This is a genomic window from Bradyrhizobium sp. BR13661 (assembly GCF_029892425.1).
Lineage (GTDB): Bacteria > Pseudomonadota > Alphaproteobacteria > Rhizobiales > Xanthobacteraceae > Bradyrhizobium.
On record NZ_JARXWB010000046.1, the window covers coordinates 1 to 19003 of the forward strand.

General features: G+C 64.5%; 20 protein-coding genes. 8 read left to right on the forward strand and 12 right to left on the reverse strand.

Annotated features, from left to right (window positions below; genetic code table 11):
* Positions 1 to 303: 303 nt before the first annotated feature.
* Both M2427_RS39200 and M2427_RS39205 read left to right on the forward strand, forming a co-directional pair.
* The gene (locus tag M2427_RS39200; protein ID WP_280712108.1) at positions 304 to 690 is read left to right on the forward strand and encodes a hypothetical protein; all 387 of its coding nucleotides are present in this window, start codon (positions 304 to 306) and stop codon (positions 688 to 690) included.
* 131 nt (positions 691 to 821) lie between these two features.
* Entirely contained in the window at positions 822 to 2474 is a 1653-nt protein-coding gene (locus tag M2427_RS39205) for an ATP-binding protein (RefSeq protein WP_280712109.1), read from the forward strand.
* A gap of 427 nt (positions 2475 to 2901) precedes the next feature.
* Here the strand turns inward: M2427_RS39205 and uvrB are convergent, their stop codons facing one another.
* The 5 genes from uvrB to M2427_RS39230 all read right to left on the reverse strand — a co-directional run bounded on the left by uvrB (position 2902) and on the right by M2427_RS39230 (position 8973).
* Entirely contained in the window at positions 2902 to 5862 is a 2961-nt protein-coding gene (gene uvrB, locus M2427_RS39210; RefSeq protein WP_280712110.1) for an excinuclease ABC subunit UvrB, read from the reverse strand.
* 110 nt (positions 5863 to 5972) lie between these two features.
* Positions 5973 to 7322 (reverse strand): metallophosphoesterase, encoded by a 1350-nt coding sequence (locus M2427_RS39215; protein ID WP_280712111.1) that lies wholly within the window; start codon positions 7320 to 7322, stop codon positions 5973 to 5975.
* Positions 7323 to 7447: 125 nt separating this feature from the next.
* Positions 7448 to 7678: a hypothetical protein gene (locus M2427_RS39220; protein WP_280712112.1), complete on the reverse strand. Its 231-nt coding sequence runs from the start codon at positions 7676 to 7678 to the stop codon at positions 7448 to 7450.
* A gap of 48 nt (positions 7679 to 7726) precedes the next feature.
* Positions 7727 to 7954, reverse strand: coding sequence for a hypothetical protein (locus tag M2427_RS39225; RefSeq protein WP_280712113.1), 228 nt, complete (start codon positions 7952 to 7954; stop codon positions 7727 to 7729).
* A 104-nt stretch (positions 7955 to 8058) separates the two neighbouring features.
* The gene (locus tag M2427_RS39230; RefSeq protein ID WP_280712114.1) at positions 8059 to 8973 is read right to left on the reverse strand and encodes a LysR substrate-binding domain-containing protein; all 915 of its coding nucleotides are present in this window, start codon (positions 8971 to 8973) and stop codon (positions 8059 to 8061) included.
* A 193-nt stretch (positions 8974 to 9166) separates the two neighbouring features.
* On the opposite strand from M2427_RS39230, the gene M2427_RS39235 reads away from it, so the two are divergent.
* From M2427_RS39235 to M2427_RS39245, 3 genes are all read left to right on the forward strand, one after another.
* Positions 9167 to 9946 (forward strand): sulfite exporter TauE/SafE family protein, encoded by a 780-nt coding sequence (locus M2427_RS39235; protein WP_280712115.1) that lies wholly within the window; start codon positions 9167 to 9169, stop codon positions 9944 to 9946.
* Positions 9943 to 10173, forward strand: a complete 231-nt coding sequence (locus tag M2427_RS39240) for a hypothetical protein (RefSeq protein WP_280712116.1) — start codon at positions 9943 to 9945, stop codon at positions 10171 to 10173. Before M2427_RS39235 ends, M2427_RS39240 begins: the two co-directional genes overlap by 4 nt.
* Positions 10174 to 10352: 179 nt before the next feature.
* Positions 10353 to 11051, forward strand: a complete 699-nt coding sequence (locus M2427_RS39245; protein WP_280712117.1) for a glutathione S-transferase family protein — start codon at positions 10353 to 10355, stop codon at positions 11049 to 11051.
* Positions 11052 to 11230: 179 nt separating this feature from the next.
* On the opposite strand, the gene M2427_RS39250 is transcribed toward M2427_RS39245, so the two are convergent.
* Complete coding sequence (locus tag M2427_RS39250; RefSeq protein WP_280712118.1) at positions 11231 to 11440, reverse strand: cysteine-rich CWC family protein; 210 nt, start codon at positions 11438 to 11440, stop codon at positions 11231 to 11233.
* A 115-nt stretch (positions 11441 to 11555) separates the two neighbouring features.
* On the opposite strand from M2427_RS39250, the gene M2427_RS39255 reads away from it, so the two are divergent.
* From M2427_RS39255 to M2427_RS39265, 3 genes are all read left to right on the forward strand, one after another.
* A complete protein-coding gene (locus M2427_RS39255; protein ID WP_280712119.1) occupies positions 11556 to 13133 on the forward strand; it encodes a DUF1800 family protein in 1578 nt (525 codons plus the stop codon).
* 2 nt (positions 13134 to 13135) lie between these two features.
* Complete coding sequence (locus tag M2427_RS39260; RefSeq protein ID WP_280712120.1) at positions 13136 to 14353, forward strand: DUF1501 domain-containing protein; 1218 nt, start codon at positions 13136 to 13138, stop codon at positions 14351 to 14353.
* Positions 14354 to 14523: 170 nt separating this feature from the next.
* Positions 14524 to 14847 (forward strand): antibiotic biosynthesis monooxygenase, encoded by a 324-nt coding sequence (locus M2427_RS39265; RefSeq protein WP_280712121.1) that lies wholly within the window; start codon positions 14524 to 14526, stop codon positions 14845 to 14847.
* 14 nt (positions 14848 to 14861) lie between these two features.
* On the opposite strand, the gene M2427_RS39270 is transcribed toward M2427_RS39265, so the two are convergent.
* From M2427_RS39270 to M2427_RS39295, 6 genes are all read right to left on the reverse strand, one after another.
* Positions 14862 to 15803, reverse strand: coding sequence for an aldo/keto reductase (locus M2427_RS39270; protein WP_280712122.1), 942 nt, complete (start codon positions 15801 to 15803; stop codon positions 14862 to 14864).
* Positions 15804 to 16067: 264 nt separating this feature from the next.
* The gene (locus tag M2427_RS39275) at positions 16068 to 16523 is read right to left on the reverse strand and encodes a GNAT family N-acetyltransferase (protein WP_280712123.1); all 456 of its coding nucleotides are present in this window, start codon (positions 16521 to 16523) and stop codon (positions 16068 to 16070) included.
* A gap of 83 nt (positions 16524 to 16606) precedes the next feature.
* Positions 16607 to 17413, reverse strand: a complete 807-nt coding sequence (locus M2427_RS39280) for a PAS-domain containing protein (protein WP_280712124.1) — start codon at positions 17411 to 17413, stop codon at positions 16607 to 16609.
* Positions 17414 to 17542: 129 nt separating this feature from the next.
* Positions 17543 to 17746, reverse strand: coding sequence for a hypothetical protein (locus tag M2427_RS39285; RefSeq protein WP_280712125.1), 204 nt, complete (start codon positions 17744 to 17746; stop codon positions 17543 to 17545).
* 73 nt (positions 17747 to 17819) lie between these two features.
* Entirely contained in the window at positions 17820 to 17996 is a 177-nt protein-coding gene (locus M2427_RS39290) for a hypothetical protein (RefSeq protein WP_280712126.1), read from the reverse strand.
* Positions 17997 to 18152: 156 nt separating this feature from the next.
* Positions 18153 to 18803 carry a glutathione S-transferase family protein gene (locus M2427_RS39295; protein WP_280712127.1) on the reverse strand — a complete coding sequence of 217 codons (651 nt, stop codon included), beginning with the start codon at positions 18801 to 18803 and terminating at the stop codon, positions 18153 to 18155.
* Positions 18804 to 19003: the final 200 nt, after the last annotated feature.

Genomic DNA, 19003 nt, shown 5'->3' on the forward strand with positions numbered 1-19003 from the left:
GCTCGCAAGCTTCTCACCATCCTCAACGCCATGCTCAGGGACCAAAAACCATGGCAACCCGCTTGACAAAGAACACAGTCGCTGAGGAGACCGCGGAGCGGTCGTCTCGAAGGACGAGGCGTGCGCGCAGGTCGCTCAAAATCCTCACATGCGATAGCCCTGCCCGCACGGGGGAAGGGAACGCAGCGGAGCTCGTGGCTGCATTCGTGCGAACGGCGAAGTCGTAAAGCCACGTGAGCCATCTCACATCGCGTGTCTCCCGCCGCCACTAACGTCATCCGCACGTCATCATGGAGACGTGCCATGGCCACCATCGCCGCCGCGAAAAAGTCCCGCTTGCGCAACGCGCTCGAAGGCTTTGCGCTGACCGTGATCCTGCAGAGCTTTCCGACCTTCGCCGCCGCGGCGTTGCTGCTCAAGCTATGCGGCAACCACGACCTCGTCGGCGACCCCGGCGTCGCCATCTTCGTCGCCCTCGCCGCGCTGGCTCACGCGACCGTTGCGGTCACGCTCGGGCCGAGCATTCCGGCGCTCTTCAAGACGCTGTACGAGCCGACATTCTTCGATTGTACCCTGTCGCTCCCCGACAAGATCATGGAATGGCGCACCCACCCCGCCGCCTCGCTGCAACTGCTCGCGATCGTGCTGATGCTGTCGGTGATGGCCGTGGTGACGGCGAGCGTGGGGTGAGGGGGCCATCGCTGACAGAAGCTTCGGCCGGCCCGCGCTGCAATGCGAAAGCCCGCGGACGGGACCAAGGACAAGGACGTCAACTTCTGATAGAATGAGGGAATTGCAAGATTTCCATTTGAGAGGTTGCCATGGCCGCGACCGATTTGACGATTGGCTGGAAGCTGACCAAGCAATTTGAACCGGAGTACTGGTTGAAGCCCGATGCCGCCCCGGGACAGCATTCGCCCGGGAACGTCATCCGCGCCTCGGCCGCAGCGATGGCCAATCACATGGTGATCGTGGCCCAGTCCGGCTCCGGAAAATCCTTCTTTCTCGGCCGCGTTCTCGAAGAGCTTCTGCTCAAGACCCGATCGCGCGTCGTGGTCTTCGATCCCAACTCCGACTTCCGCAAGGTCGCCAAGACCGTGTCGGCTAGGTTCTGGACCGGGAGGCCCAGCCCGACGGAGAAGGAGGGGTACGGCTACGATCGGGACCTGCGCCGCGGCTTTCTTCCGGACGAAGCGTCACGCGAGAGCTTCGCCGAAAAGTGGGACAACATCGAGAAGCTGATCTTCTCCATGCACCCGGACTCCGGTCCGCAACACAAGAAACTCCAGATCGATTGGCCCAACATCTCCATCGACATACTCATGGACGAGATGGACACCACGGTGCAGACAGAGGCCAAGCATTGCCACAACTTCGTGCAGATGGTCAGCGAGCTGATCATCCTGACGAAACCGGAGGCGGTGAAAAAAGCGCAGGACTTCCTCGATATCGCCAAGGAGCTTTGTCAGGCGACGCGAGGTCGAACGGAAATGGAGGTAGGTTATCATCTCAAGGAGAGATTTCCGGTCGATCGCGCGCAAAATAAGGCTCTGCCCAATGTGAAGTGGCTCAAGGTTCTGTTTGAGATGGCTGCGGTTCAATCATCCGCCGGCAGGCAGAATCGCGTCGAGGAGCTGCATCACAGAGCTGCTGTGCATCGGAGCTTCGTCTCCGACGCCACGGAGCGCTTCTATTTCAGCACGGCCTACGCGGTCCAGCAATCCGGCCTGCTGCCCGATAAGATTTCCGAGGCCGCGGATGTGCCCGATGCGCGTCTCCAGGTGATCGACCTGCCGTCCATCGAGGATCCCCGCTTCAGGGATCTGACCGTCGACGCGTTGATCGAGCTCGAATGGAAGCGTGCGCGGCGCAACTGGCACGACGCCTTAAGAAAGGCTTCGAAGGACGACGACCGGGTGCCGACCTTCATCGTCGTCGATGAGGCCCACAATCTGCTTCCGTCCCATGCGGAGACGCCCACCCAGAAGTGGCTTCGCGAGCGCTTCCGGCGCGTGGCGGCGGAGGGCAGGAAGTTCGGCCTGTTCCTGATCCTTGTTAGCCAGCGACCAGACAAGCTGGACGCGATGGTGGTCTCGGAATGCGAGAACAAGGCCGTCATGAAGATCGGGACTCAATCGGTCCTGGACACGACCGTCGCAATTCTCGGTCTCGGTGATATTGCGAACAAAGCCAAGGAGTGTCTCGAGTTCGATGTCGGGCGCGCGCTCATCGTCGGGCCATGGGCCGGCGAGCCGGCCTACGTGTACGGCGGCGCGCGCCGCACCGAGGAGGGCGGACGCAATTTACAGTCAGACTTCTGGGCCAGGGCGCCTGAGCCACCCGCAAAGCCAGCGCCGCCTCCACCAGCTCCGGCCGCAAAGACGCCAGCCAAACCGGCAAGCAGCAAGCCGTCCGCTCCTCCGCCGCCCCCAAAGGACGGCAAGAATTCGTCGCCGCCTAAGGAAGGGCTGTAGGTCGATGCCGGGCTGGCGGGTTTGGCCTTACGCGCCGGAGGGCCTGTATCGCTGAGTACGAAGTCGCCGGCGCTCTCGAGACTATCTGCAAGCCGAGCTTCTTCGACACCACGCTGCCGCTCTCCGACGAGATTGCCTGCTGGCGCACCGGCCCGATCCCTCACTGCACCTCGTGCCGATCGTGCTGCTGCCGTCGATAATGATGGGAGATGACGGCTAGGGTGGGCTGCGCGCACGCTGGCAGCTCTCTCAAACCATATCCTTGAGCCACCTTTCACCCGGTCAACCACGCCGCAAATCCCGTCACAAGTCCCGCGCCGGCAAAGCGTCGGGCGCGCCACAGCAGAGCTCCCACGATGGCACCGATCAGAGCGCAGGCTCGATCAGGCTGACGGAGTCGTTGAGAATGCCGATGTCCACGGCTACGCTACCTCTTCTTCCACCCCCCGCGCCGCCCCGGCATCCCGCCCGTCGACTTCGGCGCTGGTCCGAACTCCGGCCCCGACTGCCGCGAGTCCGTCGGCTGGATGATCCGGCTGTTTCCGCCGAACGGTTTTGACGGCAGCGTCTGGTTCGCGCGATAGGGCAGTGACTCCGGGCCGTGCATCTCGTCGAGATGCGGCTTGTGCACTTTCGAGCCGCTGCCGCCGCCGCTCGCCTTCAGCGCGGAGCTCACGGTCTTTTTCTTCATCGCACTGACGGGCAAATTGGCGGCATCGCCGTATTTCCTGGTGCCGGCATAGGCGCCGGCCTTGCCCGCCACGATGCGCTGCTTGGCGGTGGGATCGTCGACCACCGCGAGCTCGGTGGCGCGCAGGCGTTTGACTTCGTCGCGCAGGCGCGCGGCTTCCTCGAAGTTCAGGTCGGCTGCGGCCTCGCGCATGCGGGTCTCCAGATCGGCGAGCACGGCTTCGAAATTGTGGCCGATCGAGATGACGTCCTCGGTCATGTCATGGCCACCGACCTCGACCAGCACGTGGTCGCGCTCGTAGACGGAGTTGAGGATGTCGCCGATCTGCTTCTTCACGCTCTCCGGCGTAATGCCGTTGGCATTGTTGTACTCGACCTGCTTCTCGCGGCGCCGGTTGGTCTCGGCGATGGCGCGCTCCATCGAGCCGGTCATCTGGTCGGCATAAAGGATCACCTTGCCGTCGACGTTGCGCGCGGCGCGGCCGATGGTCTGGATCAGCGAGGTCTCGCTGCGCAAAAAGCCTTCCTTGTCGGCGTCGAGAATGGCGACCAGCGCGCATTCGGGAATGTCGAGGCCTTCGCGCAACAGGTTGATGCCGACCAACGCGTCGAAGGCGCCCAAACGAAGATCGCGGATGATCTCGATACGCTCGATGGTGTCGATGTCGCTATGCATGTAGCGGACACGAATGCCCTGCTCATGCAGATATTCGGTGAGGTCCTCCGCCATGCGTTTCGTGAGCACCGTGATCAGCGAACGATAGCCGGCTTGAGCTGTGGCGCGCACCTCGCCGACGAGATCGTCGACCTGGGTGCGGGCCGGCCTGATATCGACGGGCGGATCGATCAAGCCTGTCGGGCGGATGACCTGCTCGACGAACACGCCGCCGCTTTCATTCAGCTCCCAGCTGCCTGGAGTCGCCGACACCGCGACCGTCTGTGGCCGCATCATGTCCCATTCCTCGAAGCGCAGCGGGCGATTGTCCATGCAGGACGGCAGGCGGAAGCCGTATTCGGCCAGCGTCGCCTTGCGGCGGAAGTCGCCGCGGAACATGCCGCCGATCTGCGGCACCGTGACGTGGCTTTCGTCGGCGAACACCAGCGCGTTGTCGGGGACGTATTCGAACAGCGTCGGCGGCGGCTCGCCGGGCAGGCGGCCGGTGAGGTAACGCGAATAATTCTCGATGCCGGCGCAGCTTCCCGTCGCCTCCATCATCTCGAGATCGAAGGTGGTGCGCTGCTCCAGCCGCTGTGCTTCCAGCAGGCGCCCCTGGTTGTTGAGCTGGTCGAGCCGCATCTTCAACTCGGACTTGATCGACTTGATCGCCTGCACCAGCGTCGGACGCGGCGTCACATAGTGCGAGTTGGCGTACATCTTGATGAATTCGAGCTCGTCCTGCTTGTGGCCGGTGAGCGGATCGAACTCCTCGATGGTCTCGATGGTGTCGCCGAACAGGTTCACGCGCCAGGCGCGGTCTTCATAGTGCGCCGGGAAGATGTCGATGACGTCGCCGCGGACACGGAACGTGCCGCGGGTGAAATCGGCCTGCGTGCGCTTGTACTGGAGCGCGACCAGGTCGGCGATCAGCTGGCGCTGGTCGATGCGCTCGCCCTTCTTCAGCGCGAACGTCATCGCGGTGTAGGTCTCGACCGAGCCGATACCATAGATGCAGGACACCGAGGCGACGATGATGACGTCGTCGCGTTCGAGCAGCGCGCGCGTTGCCGAATGGCGCATGCGGTCGATCTGCTCGTTGATCGACGAGTCCTTCTCGATATAGGTGTCGGTGCGCGGAACGTAGGCTTCCGGCTGGTAATAGTCGTAGTACGAGACGAAATACTCGACCGCGTTATCAGGAAAGAAGCTTTTGAACTCGCCATAGAGCTGGGCAGCCAGCGTCTTGTTCGGCGCCAGGATGATGGCGGGCCGCTGCGTCTTCTCGATCACCTGCGCCATGGTGTAGGTCTTGCCCGAGCCGGTGACGCCGAGCAGCACCTGCGAGCGGTCGTTGCGCTGGATGCCCTCGACCAGCTCGGCGATCGCGGTCGGCTGGTCGCCCCGCGGCTCATAATGGGACTTAAGCTCGAACCGCACACCGCCTTCGGACTTTTCCGGGCGCGGGGGCCGGTGCGGGGTCCACACCTTGGTGGAGCCGTCGTCCTTGCGGAACTCCGGGCGGCCCTCGCGGATCAGCGATTCCAGCGCGTCGGCGGTGGCCTTGACGCCGAGCGCTTCCATCTTGGTGCGGGGCGGACGTGCCAGCGCCTCGGCATCGTCCTTCTCCGTGGGAAGGCCGAGCTGGCGGGCCAGTTCCGGATCGAGCGTCGGGATCGTGGCCGCAGTTCCGTAATTGGCCTGCGGCGCCTCGTCGAAGCCGCCCTCCGTCAATGCGCGTGCCCCCGCCGGCTGCGGATTGGGCCGCAGCGGCATCGGCCGCGTCTGATCCTGCGGAAACTCCTTCGGCGTCGAGGCGCGCGCCCGATGCGCGGCGGCCTCGCCTCCGGCACGGCGATCGCGCGAATTGTCCGGTGGCGGCTGCAGCCCGGTTCCCGATCCCAGCCCGGCATCGCCGCGATTGATCGCGGGATTGAGCAATTCGGCCAGCGCCGGCCCGATCGGCTGCACATCGGGCCGATGTGCCTTCGAGTTCGGTGCCTTGGTTTTAGGGGATTTTGGGGGAGCAGGTTTCTTCGCCATGAAGCGAATATGGGACGAGTCCGCCCTTCAGAAAAGGGCGAATACCTGTCCCTGCGCAGGCTGCTGACAGCAGGTTGGCAGCAGCCTGAAGGTTCGCCCCGCGTTCGGTCCTAGTTAGCGACCATGGCGTGATCGGCGAGGTTCACAGTCACCATATCATAGCGAGACTGAGCCAGCGTGCGCACGCCGACCTGGTGGAAGCCGATCTTCAGCTCCTCCTTGTCGACGTGAACGCGCAGATAGCCGTAATTCTGGTCGTCGTATTTCTCGAGCAGGAGCTGCTTGGCCCATGATGGCCGATGCCTGCCCTCGAGATATCCCACATCCGTGCCGGCGTTCGGCTCCTGCGCCGGTTGGCCACGCGAGGCCCGCACCAGCGGGTTGACGTTGTGACCGCCGTCGCCGCACACGATGAACGGGACGTCGATCTCCTTGCCGCCGAACTCGACGATCCTTGTATAGCGCTGGTAGTTGTGGGCGTGGGCCGCCAGGAAGGCGTGCGGATAGACGCCTTCGTCGTGGCAGACCTTGTCGATCTGCTGCAGCATCACCGTGCTGGACCCGTGGTTGCCGCCGGTTCCGCCGCCGGTGGCCGGCGGAGAGTAGCTGAATGGCGGGTGATGCGTGGCGAGCAGAACCGCGCCCTTGTAGCTTTCGGCCTTGATCTTCTTCAGCTGCGCGCGGAGGAAGTCGATCTGGACGTTGGATACGGTCGGCCACTTCCCGTCGAGATTCGAGATCACGCCGGGGTCTTCCAGCGCGTTGCTGAATAAGCCGATGATGCGGACGAAGGGAGCGTCGAGGGTGAAATAGACCCCGGGCTGGAGCATCCCGGTGCGATGCAGCGACCGCGCCTCCGCGGTGATGCCGAACTTCTGCGCGCAGAAATTGCGCTGGAAGATCGCCAGCGGCTCTTCCCCTTCCGGCGTATTCGGCACCACGAAGGAGTCGTGATTGCCGGGGATCGCGAAGATCGGGGCGGGATAATTGCGGAACGGCTCGTAGAACTGATCGTAATAATATTGCGCCTCGCCGAAATCGTAGACGACGTCGCCGAGATGGAACAGGAAGGCCGGCCGGTTGCCGCCCGTCGACGAGGCGGCATCGAGCGTCACCTGGTCGGAGACATGCAACTCGTTGGAATATTTGCGGACGTTCGATGCGCCGGAATCGCCGAGCGCGTGAAAGATGATCTTGCCGGCATCCTCGATCAGCTTGGTGACCGCGGGGCCGTGGCTCCCATAGGCGACGGCAAGCGGAACGACGGCATCGACGGCCGCGCGCGATGGCGGAACCGCAACGACGTCCTTGGTCAGGAGGTCACCGATCTCCTTGTACAATTGCCCATCGCTCGGATGCGCTGTCGCGAAGCCGTTCGGATCCGGCAGCTTGTCGGTTTCGCCGAAAATGGGTTCGTGAAAAATCGGGTCGGGAAGGTGGGTGTGAGAGTGTCTGGCCATTGCAGGATCTCCATGTCCGACAGGTCAGAAGCGTATTTTATGATTGTTACAACCTTGAGAAGACCGCCATAGAATCGTCCGGTGCCGGCATCAGCCGGCTACCGCCGCGGTCGCGGCCGGGAGCATTACGCCGCCGGCAGCGGCCCGTCGCCGTCCACGACGGTCACATGCGGCTCGAGGATGTCGAGATGGATGCTGCTGCAATCGGTGCAGCGCATGGCCCAGTATTCGCACCCGGCTCGGCCGCCGATCACGCGGAGCACCGCGAGATCGCCGTCGCATTCCGGGCATATGGCCAGCACCTTGCGGGAATAAATTCTCGGCTGCGAAGGGTCTTCGTATTCGATGACTGACATGAACCGGCTTCCCCTAATGTCCTTCAGCCTTGTTGCGATCTCGCCTGCCTATTCGTCGTCGGCCTCGTCGGCGTGCCGGCGGAAGCGGTCGATGTGATGCTTGGCGTCGGCGATGGCCGCATCCCGATCGGGCCAGGCGAAGCCGACTTCCATGGTCGGAAACAGCACGCCGTCGATGGCAACCGGGCTGAAATCGGCACGGCGGATCCGCGCGTGCCACAGTCCCTTGCCAGCTTCGAAGGATTCGATGTCAAAGCCGTCGTAAAGGGTCGTCATGTGTAGTCCCCAAATGCTCAGATGTCGTCGGAGGGTTAGAGGACCACGATTGCCGATTTCGATGTGTGAAGCGGTTCACAAGCGGCCGGCTTTTTCAGCCGTATCTAGCCCCGTCCGGCGGCGCGTCCGGACCGCCGCGGGCGCGCTGCGGGTTCTGCCGCCGCCCGCATGATCCAGCGGCGAAACGCGGCAAAATCGCGCTGTTCGGTCTGAAAGCTGCGGTAAAGCAGGTACCAGCGCATGCCTTTTGGCACCGAGAGGTCGAACGGCGCGACCAGCCGCCCGGCCGCGAGGTCGTCGTCGATATAGGGCCGGATGCCCATGGCGATGCCGAGCCCGTCGGCGGCGGCCTGCAGCGCCTGGCCGTAAAACTGGAACTCGGGCCCGCGCGGACTGATGCGGGCGAGGTTCGCGGCCTTGAGCCAGATCGGCCAGTCCTCGGGCGAATGTTCGACGCGGATCAGGCTGGGGCCCCTCAGATCGGCCGGCCGCTTCAGGCTGGCGGCGAGGCGGGGCACGCAGACCGGCGTCAGGTCGCCGGCGAACAAGGGTTCGGCGACGAGCCCCGGCCAGTCGCCGGTGCCGAGCTTGATGCCGCAGCTCCAGTCCTCGCCGAACGGCACCGACGCGCCGCCGGTGGTGAAGCGCACTTCGATGTCGGGTTCTTCGTTGCGGAACTCCGACAGCCGCGGGATCAGCCAGCGCATCGCAAAGGTGTGGCCGACGCCGATCGTGAGCACGCGCAGGCTTGAGGGCGCCGTCACCTGCGCGGTGAGGCTGGCGAGCGCATCGAAGATCGGCGTCAGCCCGCTCTGATAGGCGCGGCCTGCCTGCGTCAGCACGAGCTTGTTGGCCTTGCGCTCGAACAGCGCGACGCCGAGCCGCTCTTCGAGCAGATGCACCATGCGGCTGACGGCAGCCGCCGACACGCTCAGCTCGAGGCCGGCGGCAGCAAAGCTGCCGGTCCGCGCCGCCGCCTCGAATGCCTTGATGCCGTTGAGAAAGAGCAGTCGCCGCAAATGCAAGGCCCTTATACAAGACCCTCAGGAAAGCTGAGGCCAGGCCAAGATAACTCAGTTTGCGAGAACAGGGCAAGCGAGGCACAAATATCCTCGTAATTCATGCTGATTTGTTTCTTCGCCTCTCCCCGCAAGCGGGGCGAGGGGGAATGAGCAGTTTGCGTCCCTTACTCGCTGACAGGAGCTTTTCCTCGTGACGCCCATCATGATCGCTGCCCTCGGATTGCTGATGGTCGCCACCGCGTTCCTGTCGGGGCTGTTCGGCATGGCGGGCGGCCTGATCCTGATCGGCGTGTTGCTGGCCCTGATGCCGCTGCCGACCGCGATGGTGCTGCATGCGATCACGCAGATGGCCTCGAACGGCTGGCGCGCTTTGTTGTGGCGCAAGCATATCCGCTGGCGGCCGGTCGCGAACTACATGGTCGGCGCTGCCATCGCGCTCGCGGCCTGGTCGCTGACCCGTTACGTGCCCGACAAGCCGATGGCGCTGCTGATGTTGGGTGCCACGCCGTTCATGGCGCGGCTGCTGCCTGCGAATATCAAGCCCGATCCTGACAGGCTCTGGCAGGGCACCGTCTATGGCACGATCTGCATGGGCCTGATGCTGATGACGGGCGTGTCGGGCCCGCTGCTCGACACCTTCTTCCTCGGTGGCGATTTCGGCCGCCGCGAGAAGGTGGCGACGAAGGCGATGTGCCAGCTCGTCAGCCACTTCACCAAGCTGATCTATTTCGGCGGCATCATCGACCAGGCCGCGAGCCTCGATCCCGTGCTCGCCGGCGTCGCAATTCTCGCGTCGATGCTCGGCACCACGCTGGCCCGCCGCATCCTCGAAGCCATGACCGACCAGCAATTCGTCGCCTGGTCGAACAAGCTGATCACCACCATCGCCTGCTATTACATCGCCTATGGCGGCTGGCTGCTGGTTCGCACGCCGGTGCTGGCTGCCTTTACCAAGGGAGGTTTGCAATGAGCTGTAGCGCCGACCCGCTGGTGCTGGACTTCGTCGAATGGATCGCACGCGAGCCGCGCGCCTATGCCGAGGTGATCTCGACCTGGAAAACCTCGTGCCCGCGCCTCACCATCTGGGAGGACGCCGCCGATCGCGGCTTCGTCGCACGCGAGACGCTGCCCGGCCTCGGCCTGGTCATCGCGGTGACGGAAGACGGCGAGCGGCTGCTGCGAACCAATGGGCGGTAGGGTCTCTCCACAACATCATTGCGAGCGCAAGCGAAGCAATCCAGAATGGGAAACCCTCACCCTGAGGAGCGCGCATCTTGCGCGCGTCTCGAAGGGCGAGGCCGAGATCGGGCCTTCATCCTTCGAGACGCGCGTTTCGCGCTCCTCAGGATGAGGATCTGGCAGGGCAAGGATCTTCCATGTCGCTCAAACTCTACGAACTCGTCGGCACCGATGCCGCGCGCCCGTTCAGCCCCTATTGCTGGCGCACGCGGATGGCGCTGGCGCATAAGGGGCTGACGGCGGAATCGCTGCCCTGGCGCTTCACCGAGAAGAGCGCGATCGCGCCGCACGGTTCGGAGAAAGTGCCGGTGCTGCTGCATCACGACAAGCCCGTGGTCGATTCCTGGGCGATCGCCAATTACCTCGAAGACAATTTTCCCGACAGACCGTCGCTGTTCGGCGGCGAGGGCGGGCGCGCCATGGCACGCCTGATCAATGCGTGGGGCGACATCGCCATCGTCGGCGGCATCTTTCCGCTTGTTATCGCCGACATCCCGAACAATCTGGCCGAGGTCGATGCCGCCTATTTCCGAAGGTCGCGCGAGGCACGCTTCGGCGGCAAGACGCTGGAAGAGATCATGTCGAGCCGCGATACCGCCGTCGTCGCATTCCGCAAATCGCTGGAGATCATGCGGCAGACCTTCAAGACGCAGCCCTATCTCGGCGGCGCTGCGCCGAACTATGCCGACTACATCGTGTTCGGCGGTTTTCAGTGGGCGCGCGTGACCAGCCCCTTCAAGCTGCTTGAGTCCGATGATGCCGTCTACGCCTGGCGCGAAAAGCTGCTGGATGCGTTCGACGGCATGGCGCGGAAGTCGCCGGGGCATGCGGTGTAATTGTCGCGCACACTCTCTCCTCGATGTCGTCCCGGCGAAGGCCGGGACCCATACCGCGTGATCTGTCGGACGTGATCGGTAGGAGTACCGAACGGTGAGTCCTCGCCAAACCTCTGCCTGTGGTTATGGATCCCGGCCTTCGCCGGGACGACACCGAGGATGTGGTCGTCCTCTCGCATCTATCTAGCAGCGCTCGCCTCCGCCGCCGCCTTCCGCAAACAGTCCCGGCACAGGCAATCCTCGCCCTTGAGCGGCATCGGCAGCTTGGCCGTCTCCTCCGCGCACCAACAATTGCCCGACACATCGCAGCCGAACTCGGTGCCGCAGCGGGAGCAGTTAAGGCGGCGCGGGACCAGTTGCGGAATCGTGATTTCTTTCGGATTTGTCATGATTTACGTCGAAGCTTCGCCGTCATTTTCATGTCGGGTTCATCTCTCGTCACGGTATATTAGGCGCCGCGCTGAGGCTCGGAAAGCTGTTCATGACGGCGCGGAGGACAAATCGATGGCCCGCGATTCGCAAGCCGCTCTCGTCGCGCTCAACCGTTTCGGCTTCGGCCCCCGTGGCGGCGCATCCGGCGATCTCGTCAATGCGGCCTCCGATCCCCGCGGATTCGTGAAGGCGGAGCTGGCGCGCCCCTCGGGTGTGCTGCTGGAGGCGCCCGGCCTGCAATCGACGCCGCAGCTCGGACAGGCCGTGTTCGCCTATCAGGACCAGGTCAAGCAGGCGCGCGAGGCGGCCAAGGAAACAGCCAAGGCCGCCACGCCGACCGAGGCGCCGGCGCCGCAGTCGCCCGCTGATCCGAAGCCCGACAACCAGTTGCGGCGCAATCTCTCGCTCAACACGGTCGCGAGCGAGATCGCCGGTCAGCAGATGGCTGACGCGAAGCAGGCCGACACCGCGATGAAGCCTGACGGTGCGCAAGCCAATGCTGCCGCGCCGGCTGCTGCCAAACCGGCGCAGCCGCTCAACGTGATCCAGAAAACGTTTCGTGCCGAGGCGCTGGCACGGCTGCAGCGCGCGATGCTGGTCGATTGCGGCTTCACCGAGCGCCTCGTGGTGTTCTGGTCGAACCATTTCTGCATCTCCGCGAGCAAGGGCGAGCTGGCGCGGATGTGGGCCGGCGCGTTCGAGCGCGAAGCGATCCGCCCGCATGTGCTCGGGCGCTTCGCCGATATGCTGAGGGCGGTCGAGCAGCATCCGGCGATGCTGTTCTTCCTCGACAACCAGCAATCGCTCGGACCGGATTCGCGCGCGGGCCAGAACCGCAAGCGCGGACTGAACGAAAATCTCGCGCGCGAGATCATGGAGCTGCATACGCTGGGCGTCGGCGGCGGTTACACGCAGGAGGATGTCACCTCGCTCGCGCGCATCATCACCGGCTGGACCTTTGCCGGCCGGCAGGGGCAGTTAGGGGCGCCCGGCTCCTTCGTGTTCAACGCCAATGCGCATCAGCCCGGGCCGCAACAACTGCTCGGCAAGACCTACGAGCCAAACGGCCTTGCGCAGGGCGAGGCCGCGCTCGCCGACATCGCGCGTCATCCCTCGACCGCGAATTTCATCGCCACCAAATTTATCAGGCACTTCGTCGCCGACGATCCGCCGCCGGCGCTGGTGGCGCGGCTCCGCGACGTCTTCGTCAAGACCGACGGCGACCTCAAGGCGCTTGCGACGGCGCTCGTCGATTCCGACGAGGCGTGGAAGGCGCCGCTGACCAAGATGCGCTCGCCTTACGATTTCCTGGTCGCGAGCGGCCGGCTGCTCGCGCGCGTGCCGGAGGATCCCGGCGGATATCTCGGCAATCTGAACCTGCTCGGCCAGCCGCTGTGGACACCGGCCGGCCCCAACGGCTTTCCCGACACGGCTGCGGCCTGGGCCGCGCCCGAGGGCATGAAGCTGCGGCTCGACATCGCTTCGCAGATGGGGGCGCGGCTCGGGCCCAACATCGATCCGCTCGACCTCCTGGAATTCGCAGCTGCGGACGCGGCCTCGGTCGAAACGCGCAAAACCATCGAGCGTGCGGAATCGCGCCAGCAGGCGCTGGCGCTGCTCTTGATGTCGCCGGAACTGCAGAGGAGATGATCATGATCGACTGCGTCGAAAACCGGCTTCTCACCTCGCGCCGCGGCCTGCTGCTCGGCGGCGCCGCCTTTGCGGCCTGGGCTTATTTGCCGAAATTCGCGCGCGCCGCCGACGGACGCGACCCGCGGCTGGTCGTCGTGATCCTGCGCGGCGCGCTCGATGGGCTCGCTACCGTCGCGCCGATCGGCGATCCTGACTATGCCGGCCTGCACGGTTCGATCGCGCTCACCGCGGATGGCGCGCATCCCGCGTTGATGCTCGACAGCTTCTTCGGTCTGCATCCGTCGATGCCGGAATTCGCGCGGATGTACCGCGCCCAGCATGCCGCCGTGATCCACGCCGTCTCGACGCCTTATCGCGATCGTTCGCATTTCGACGGCCAGGACGTGCTCGAAAGCGGCTATGCCGGCCCGGGCCGCGTGCAATCCGGCTGGCTCAACCGCGCGCTCGAAGCGCTGCCGCGCGGCGAGCGCGTGTCGAGCGGTCTTGCGATCGGCCCCACCACGCCGCTGGTGTTGCGCGGCAATGCGCCCACCGTCGGCTGGGCGCCGGTCGCGCTGCCGCAGGCCGATGACGACACTGCGATGCGCCTCGTCGATCTCTACCGTCATCGCGATCCCGCGCTGGCGTCGGCGCTGACGCAGGGCCTGCAGCTGGAGAAGGCTGCGAGTGGCGACGACATGAAACCGAAGCCCGGCAATCAGGTGGCGCAGATGCGCCAGGTCGCGCGCGGCGCCGCGAAACTGATGGCCGCCGATGACGGTCCGCGCATCGCCGCGCTCGCTTTCGACGGCTGGGACACGCATGCCAATGAAGGCGGTCCGGTCGGGCGGCTCGCCTTCCTGCTCGGCGGTCTCGACGGCGCGCTGGCCGAATTCGAAAGTGGTTTGGGCGAGCGCTGGCGCGACACCGTCGTCGTGGTCGCCACCGAGTTCGGCCGCACCGCGCGCATCAACGGCACCGATGGCACCGACCATGGCACCGGCACCATCGCGCTGCTGGCCGGCGGCGCCGTGAAGGGCGGTCGCGTCATCTCCGACTGGCCCGGCCTCAAGCTCGCCAACCTCTTTGAGGCCCGCGACCTCAAGCCCACCACGGACCTGCGCTCGGTGATCAAGGGCGTGCTGCAGGGCCAGTTCGGCCTCTCGGACCAGGTGCTGGCGCAGACGGTGTTTCCGGATAGCGCCAGCGCAAGGCCAATGAAGGGGCTGGTTGCCTAATCCGGAGCCGTCATTCCGGGGCGCGCGTAAGCGCGAACTATGGTGCGCAATTGCGCACCTGAGAATCCATCCCTCGATACGTTCCGCTGCAAAACGGATTGCGGGCCCGCGCCTTGCGGTGCGTCCCGGAATGACGACATGATGAGCCGAACACGAGGAGATCACCCCCAATGTACATCGCCATGAACCGCTTCCGCGTCGCCAAGGGCTCCGAGTCCGCCTTCGAGCAGGTCTGGGCGTCGCGCGACACGCATCTCGACAAGGTGCCGGGATTCATCGAATTTCATCTGCTGCGCGGTCCGGAGCTTGAGGACCACACGCTTTACGCCTCACATACCGTGTGGGCCAATCACGCCGCGTTCGAGGCCTGGACCAAGTCGGAGGCGTTCCGCGCGGCACATGCCCGCGCCGGCGACAACAAGCCGCTCTATCTCGGCCATCCCCAGTTCGAAGGCTTTGAGGTGATGCAGACAGTCGGGCGCGGCGCCAAGTAACCGCGTCTTCGACCTCATCCCAGCGTGATCTTGTCGATCTCCGCCATCTCCTCGGCCGTGAGCTGCCAGGCGATCGCCTTGACGTTCTGCTCGACCTGCTCGGTGCGGGTCGCGCCGGCGATCACGCTCGACACCTGCGGACGCGCGGCGAGCCAGGAGAAGGCGAGCTCGAGCATCGAATGGCCGCGCGATGTCGCGAAGGCCTGCAGCTTCTCGACGATGTCCTCGTTGCGCGGCGTGACGTAGCGGTCGCGCAGCCGCGGTGTCTGGCCGAAGCGCGTATCGCCAGGCGCGGCCTCGCCCTTCCTGTACTTGCCGGTCAAAAGTCCGCTTGCGAGCGGGAAGAACGGCAGCAGGCCGAGCTTGTATTCCGTTGCTGCCGGCAGCAGGTCCTTCTCGATGTCGCGCACGACGAGGGAATATTCGTCCTGGCAGGAGACGAAGCGGCTGACATTCATCGCGCGTGCGACATATTCCGCCTCGGCGATCCGCCAGGCCGGAAAGTTCGAATTGCCGATGTAGCGCACCTTGCCCTGCCGGACGAGATCGTCCAGCGCGCGCAGGCTCTCCTCGATCGGCGTCAGCGGGTCGTAATCGTGCTGCTGGTAGAGATCGATGTAGTCGGTCTTCAGCCGCTTCAGGCTCGCTTCCACCGCGTCCATGATGTAGCGGCGCGAGGCGCCCTGCTTGGTTCCGTCCTCGGTCATTGGTTTCGAGTATTTCGTCGCCAGCACGATGTCCTTGCGGCGGTCCCCCAGCACGGCGCCGAGCACGTTTTCCGAGCCGCCTCTGTTCGAGTAAATGTCGGCGGTGTCGAACAGCGTGATGCCGAGATCGAGCGCGCGGTGGATCACCTTGCGCGAGGCTTCGAGGTCGATGCGCTGGCCGAAATTGTTGCAGCCGAGCCCGACCGCGGACACGCGCAGGCCGGAGCCGCCGAGATTACGAATTTCCATGGGAGATCCTGTCAAAGAAAGCAGACGGCCATTGTGACCGCAGTGCGACGCAGCGGCAAGCGCCTGCCTGCGTTGCAGCCATGCTGCCGAAGACTTGCGCGCAAAAAAATGCGGCCCCTGTCAGACGCGGCGACTGACGGGGACCGCTTGGGGCGCTTGATCGGTGACGGGGGGCCTGATCAGACGCACGTGCAAGATAGTCCCGGTGTGTTACGCGCCGGTGACATCAAGAGTTATCCACAGGGCATCCGGCCCCGCGGGCCGTCAGAAGATCTTGCGATAGACGATGAAGCCGGAGCGCTCCGCGACCTTGTCGTACAGGCTCTGCGCCGTGGTGTTGGTCTCATGCGTCTGCCAGTAGACCCGCGGCGAGCCCGCGAGTTTCGCACGTTCATACACGCCATGGATCAGCGCCGAGCCGACGCCCTTGCCGCGTGCGGCCTCGTTCGTGAACAGGTCCTGCAGATAGCACGACGGCTCGATCGCGGTGGTGCTGCGATGGAACAAATAGTGCGTGAGCCCGAGCAGCTTGCCATCGCTCTCGGCGACCAGCGCATGCACCGGTTCATAGGCATCGAAGAAGCGCTGCCACGTCATTTCAGTGATCTCGGGCGCGAGCGCGGTCGGACCGGAGCGGCCGTAGAAGGCGTTGTAGCCGTCCCACAGCGGCAGCCATTGATCGTAGTCCTGCCGGGTGACGGGGCGAATGGTGAGCGACATCTGGGAAATCCGCGGGTCGAAGTACCGATGAGGCATCCTTCATACGGGATGATCGCGGTGCGGATCAATCGTGCCGTCGCGCATCACTCCGCGACGCGCAAGTGGCGGATCAGCTTCCGCGCCGTGGGATCGCGCAGCGAGCGATAATAGTCGGCGCGATCAGGCGCGTCGGTGTGGCGCACGAGGTCGGTCACCGGCGTGGTGCTCAGCATGCGGCCGCCGTCGGGCAATGCGGTGCAGACGAAACGCAGCACCTCGCCGTTGCGCAAGGCGATATTGATCGGTGTGGCATCGCCGATCCGAACCATCTCCATGCGCTGCGCGATGAACAGGCCCAGCTCATCCTCCGGCAGATCGAAGGCGTCGGTATCGCGGCCGTGATACATCAGCGCGATGAACGGCGGCTTGTCGTCGGCCTTTTCGTCCGGCAGCGCGAAATAGTCGCGGAAGGCGCGGTTGATGAACTCGGCCCGCGTCTCGGCATCGAGCAGCACGATGCCGATATCGACCTCGTCGAGTGCCGCCGACAGCCGTACGGCAAGGGCGTGGCTCTGGCGCTCGGCCGCAAAGTTGTCGAGCAGCCGCTGGCGTATGAGGCCGGTGATGCCTGCGGTGCCGAACGCCGTCACGGCGAGGAGCCCGACCAGATCGGCGGCGGCATGGAACGGCATGGCACGGTGGCCGAAGAAGAACAGCGCTGCACCCGCCACGGCGATGGCTGCGCTGGTCATGGCGGAGGCGAAGCCCGACAGCGCGCCGGCAATCGCGACGACACAGACGAACAATGGCGCTGGCGAGGGAAGGGGAGCGAAGCGATCGAGCAGGATTAACAGCAGCGCGATCGCTGCAGTCAGCAAGGGACCTGAGATGGCACGCCATCCGAACCGCATGGGCCTCGCTCATTCCTCCCTGAACGAGATAAGGCCGTCAGACTGACCGATGGTTGTGCGAGCGCAAGGCGATTTCGCACGGCGCGCTTAAGCGGCGCTTGCGGGCCTGCCCAAAGCTTTCAGATGATTTTAGACCAAATGCGTGTGTTCGACGCGCTGTTGCCAAGTCTGTTTATTCGAAGTCGGCTTATTCGAAATCGGCTCATTCCAGGTCGGCGCATTCCATGTCGACGTCCCCGGGCTCTTGCGGGTGCCGACGAAAATCAACAGCGATGCCGCGACCAGAATGGCCGCAGTCAATGTGATTGCAACGATGAACACTGGCGATTTCATCGATGTCCCGTCGCGATGCCATCAGGCGCGGGGCCGCGCGGCACCTTGAAGGCCAGTCAGGATGAAACGGGGATCAGACCGGCAGGCCCATCGCCATGGTTGCCTTGGTCGACAGCACTGTGAGGGTGACGATCAGGCACAGCGAGATGGCGGCGACGGCGAGCGAAGCCGCGACCGCGTTGGTCAGCCGGGAAGACGAGACCGTATCGGTATGGCCCTGAAAGCCGACCGCGCCGGACGCCCGAATCATGGGTCTAAATCCTTCAACGTGCGAGCGAATCACCCGCGACGCCTGACAACTTCACAATTTCAACCGGCAATATTGCGGCGGCGATTGCACCGAACATGGCGGGATTGGGGCAAAGGTTAACGCAACCCCCGCTATTTCTTAACGGTGCACCTGATTTCAGGCACCGGCGGCGATGCTGGCGGAATCGTCGATGTCGGCAGGACGCCAGTCCATCGCCACGAAGCCCGGCGCAGCCTCGACGCGTTTCAGCCAGTCCCGGATTGCCGGGAACGGCGCGAGGTCGAAATCGCAGCGCTCGGCGAGGTGCGTGTAGCCGTACAGCGCGATGTCGGCGACCGTGAGCTGGCGCGCTGCGAAGTAGTCGCAGGTCTTGAGGTGGTTCTCCATCACCTGGAGCGCGCCGTAGCCGCGCTCCATCCAGTCTTCCAGCGCGTGGGTCTGCAGGTCGCGGCCGCCCTTGACCAGCGACAGCCAGAAATAGGCCGCGCCGATATTCGGCTCGAGCGCATGCTGCTCGAAGAACATCCACTGCAGCGCCTCGGCGCGATCGATCCGGTTCTCCGGCGCGAGTGGCGTGCCGACGGCGACGTACCAGAGGATGGCGTTGGACTCCGCGAGAAAGCGGTTGTCGCCGACCTCGAGCAGAGGCACCTGGCCCGACGGATTCTTCGCCAGGAAGTCCGGTGTCTTGCTCTCGCCGCGCAGAATGTCCACCTCGATCGGTTCGTAGGGCACGTTCAACAGCGCCAGCGCAAGGCGGACCTTGTAGCTGTTGCCTGAGCGTTGCATCGAATAGAGCTTGTACATTCTGGGAGTTCGATTCCGAGGGACGAGAAGGTGCGGCGCTTGTCGCCCCGCACCGCGGCTAAACAATGATGCCGATGCGATTTCGCCGCAAGGGCTCCGCAATAGAAAAACTCGAAAACCCTACCGCACTGCAACGCCGGGAAAGATCATGTTCGCGCGACGCTGCAATTCAGATCACGCTTGCGTCAGCATGCACGACT

What these genes read in the sequence shown, in the direction of transcription:
- M2427_RS39200 (WP_280712108.1), top strand. Translation starts at nt 304, where the DNA reads ATGGCCACCATCGCCGCCGCGAAAAAGTCCCGCTTGCGCAACGCGCTC.
- M2427_RS39205 (WP_280712109.1), top strand. Translation starts at nt 822, where the DNA reads ATGGCCGCGACCGATTTGACGATTGGCTGGAAGCTGACCAAGCAATTT.
- uvrB (WP_280712110.1), bottom strand. Translation starts at nt 5,862, where the DNA reads ATGGCGAAGAAACCTGCTCCCCCAAAATCCCCTAAAACCAAGGCACCG.
- M2427_RS39215 (WP_280712111.1), bottom strand. Translation starts at nt 7,322, where the DNA reads ATGGCCAGACACTCTCACACCCACCTTCCCGACCCGATTTTTCACGAA.
- M2427_RS39220 (WP_280712112.1), bottom strand. Translation starts at nt 7,678, where the DNA reads ATGTCAGTCATCGAATACGAAGACCCTTCGCAGCCGAGAATTTATTCC.
- M2427_RS39225 (WP_280712113.1), bottom strand. Translation starts at nt 7,954, where the DNA reads ATGACGACCCTTTACGACGGCTTTGACATCGAATCCTTCGAAGCTGGC.
- M2427_RS39240 (WP_280712116.1), top strand. Translation starts at nt 9,943, where the DNA reads ATGAGCTGTAGCGCCGACCCGCTGGTGCTGGACTTCGTCGAATGGATC.
- M2427_RS39245 (WP_280712117.1), top strand. Translation starts at nt 10,353, where the DNA reads ATGTCGCTCAAACTCTACGAACTCGTCGGCACCGATGCCGCGCGCCCG.
- M2427_RS39250 (WP_280712118.1), bottom strand. Translation starts at nt 11,440, where the DNA reads ATGACAAATCCGAAAGAAATCACGATTCCGCAACTGGTCCCGCGCCGC.
- M2427_RS39255 (WP_280712119.1), top strand. Translation starts at nt 11,556, where the DNA reads ATGGCCCGCGATTCGCAAGCCGCTCTCGTCGCGCTCAACCGTTTCGGC.
- M2427_RS39260 (WP_280712120.1), top strand. Translation starts at nt 13,136, where the DNA reads ATGATCGACTGCGTCGAAAACCGGCTTCTCACCTCGCGCCGCGGCCTG.
- M2427_RS39265 (WP_280712121.1), top strand. Translation starts at nt 14,524, where the DNA reads ATGTACATCGCCATGAACCGCTTCCGCGTCGCCAAGGGCTCCGAGTCC.
- M2427_RS39270 (WP_280712122.1), bottom strand. Translation starts at nt 15,803, where the DNA reads ATGGAAATTCGTAATCTCGGCGGCTCCGGCCTGCGCGTGTCCGCGGTC.
- M2427_RS39275 (WP_280712123.1), bottom strand. Translation starts at nt 16,523, where the DNA reads ATGTCGCTCACCATTCGCCCCGTCACCCGGCAGGACTACGATCAATGG.
- M2427_RS39280 (WP_280712124.1), bottom strand. Translation starts at nt 17,413, where the DNA reads ATGCGGTTCGGATGGCGTGCCATCTCAGGTCCCTTGCTGACTGCAGCG.
- M2427_RS39285 (WP_280712125.1), bottom strand. Translation starts at nt 17,746, where the DNA reads ATGAAATCGCCAGTGTTCATCGTTGCAATCACATTGACTGCGGCCATT.
- M2427_RS39290 (WP_280712126.1), bottom strand. Translation starts at nt 17,996, where the DNA reads ATGATTCGGGCGTCCGGCGCGGTCGGCTTTCAGGGCCATACCGATACG.
- M2427_RS39295 (WP_280712127.1), bottom strand. Translation starts at nt 18,803, where the DNA reads ATGTACAAGCTCTATTCGATGCAACGCTCAGGCAACAGCTACAAGGTC.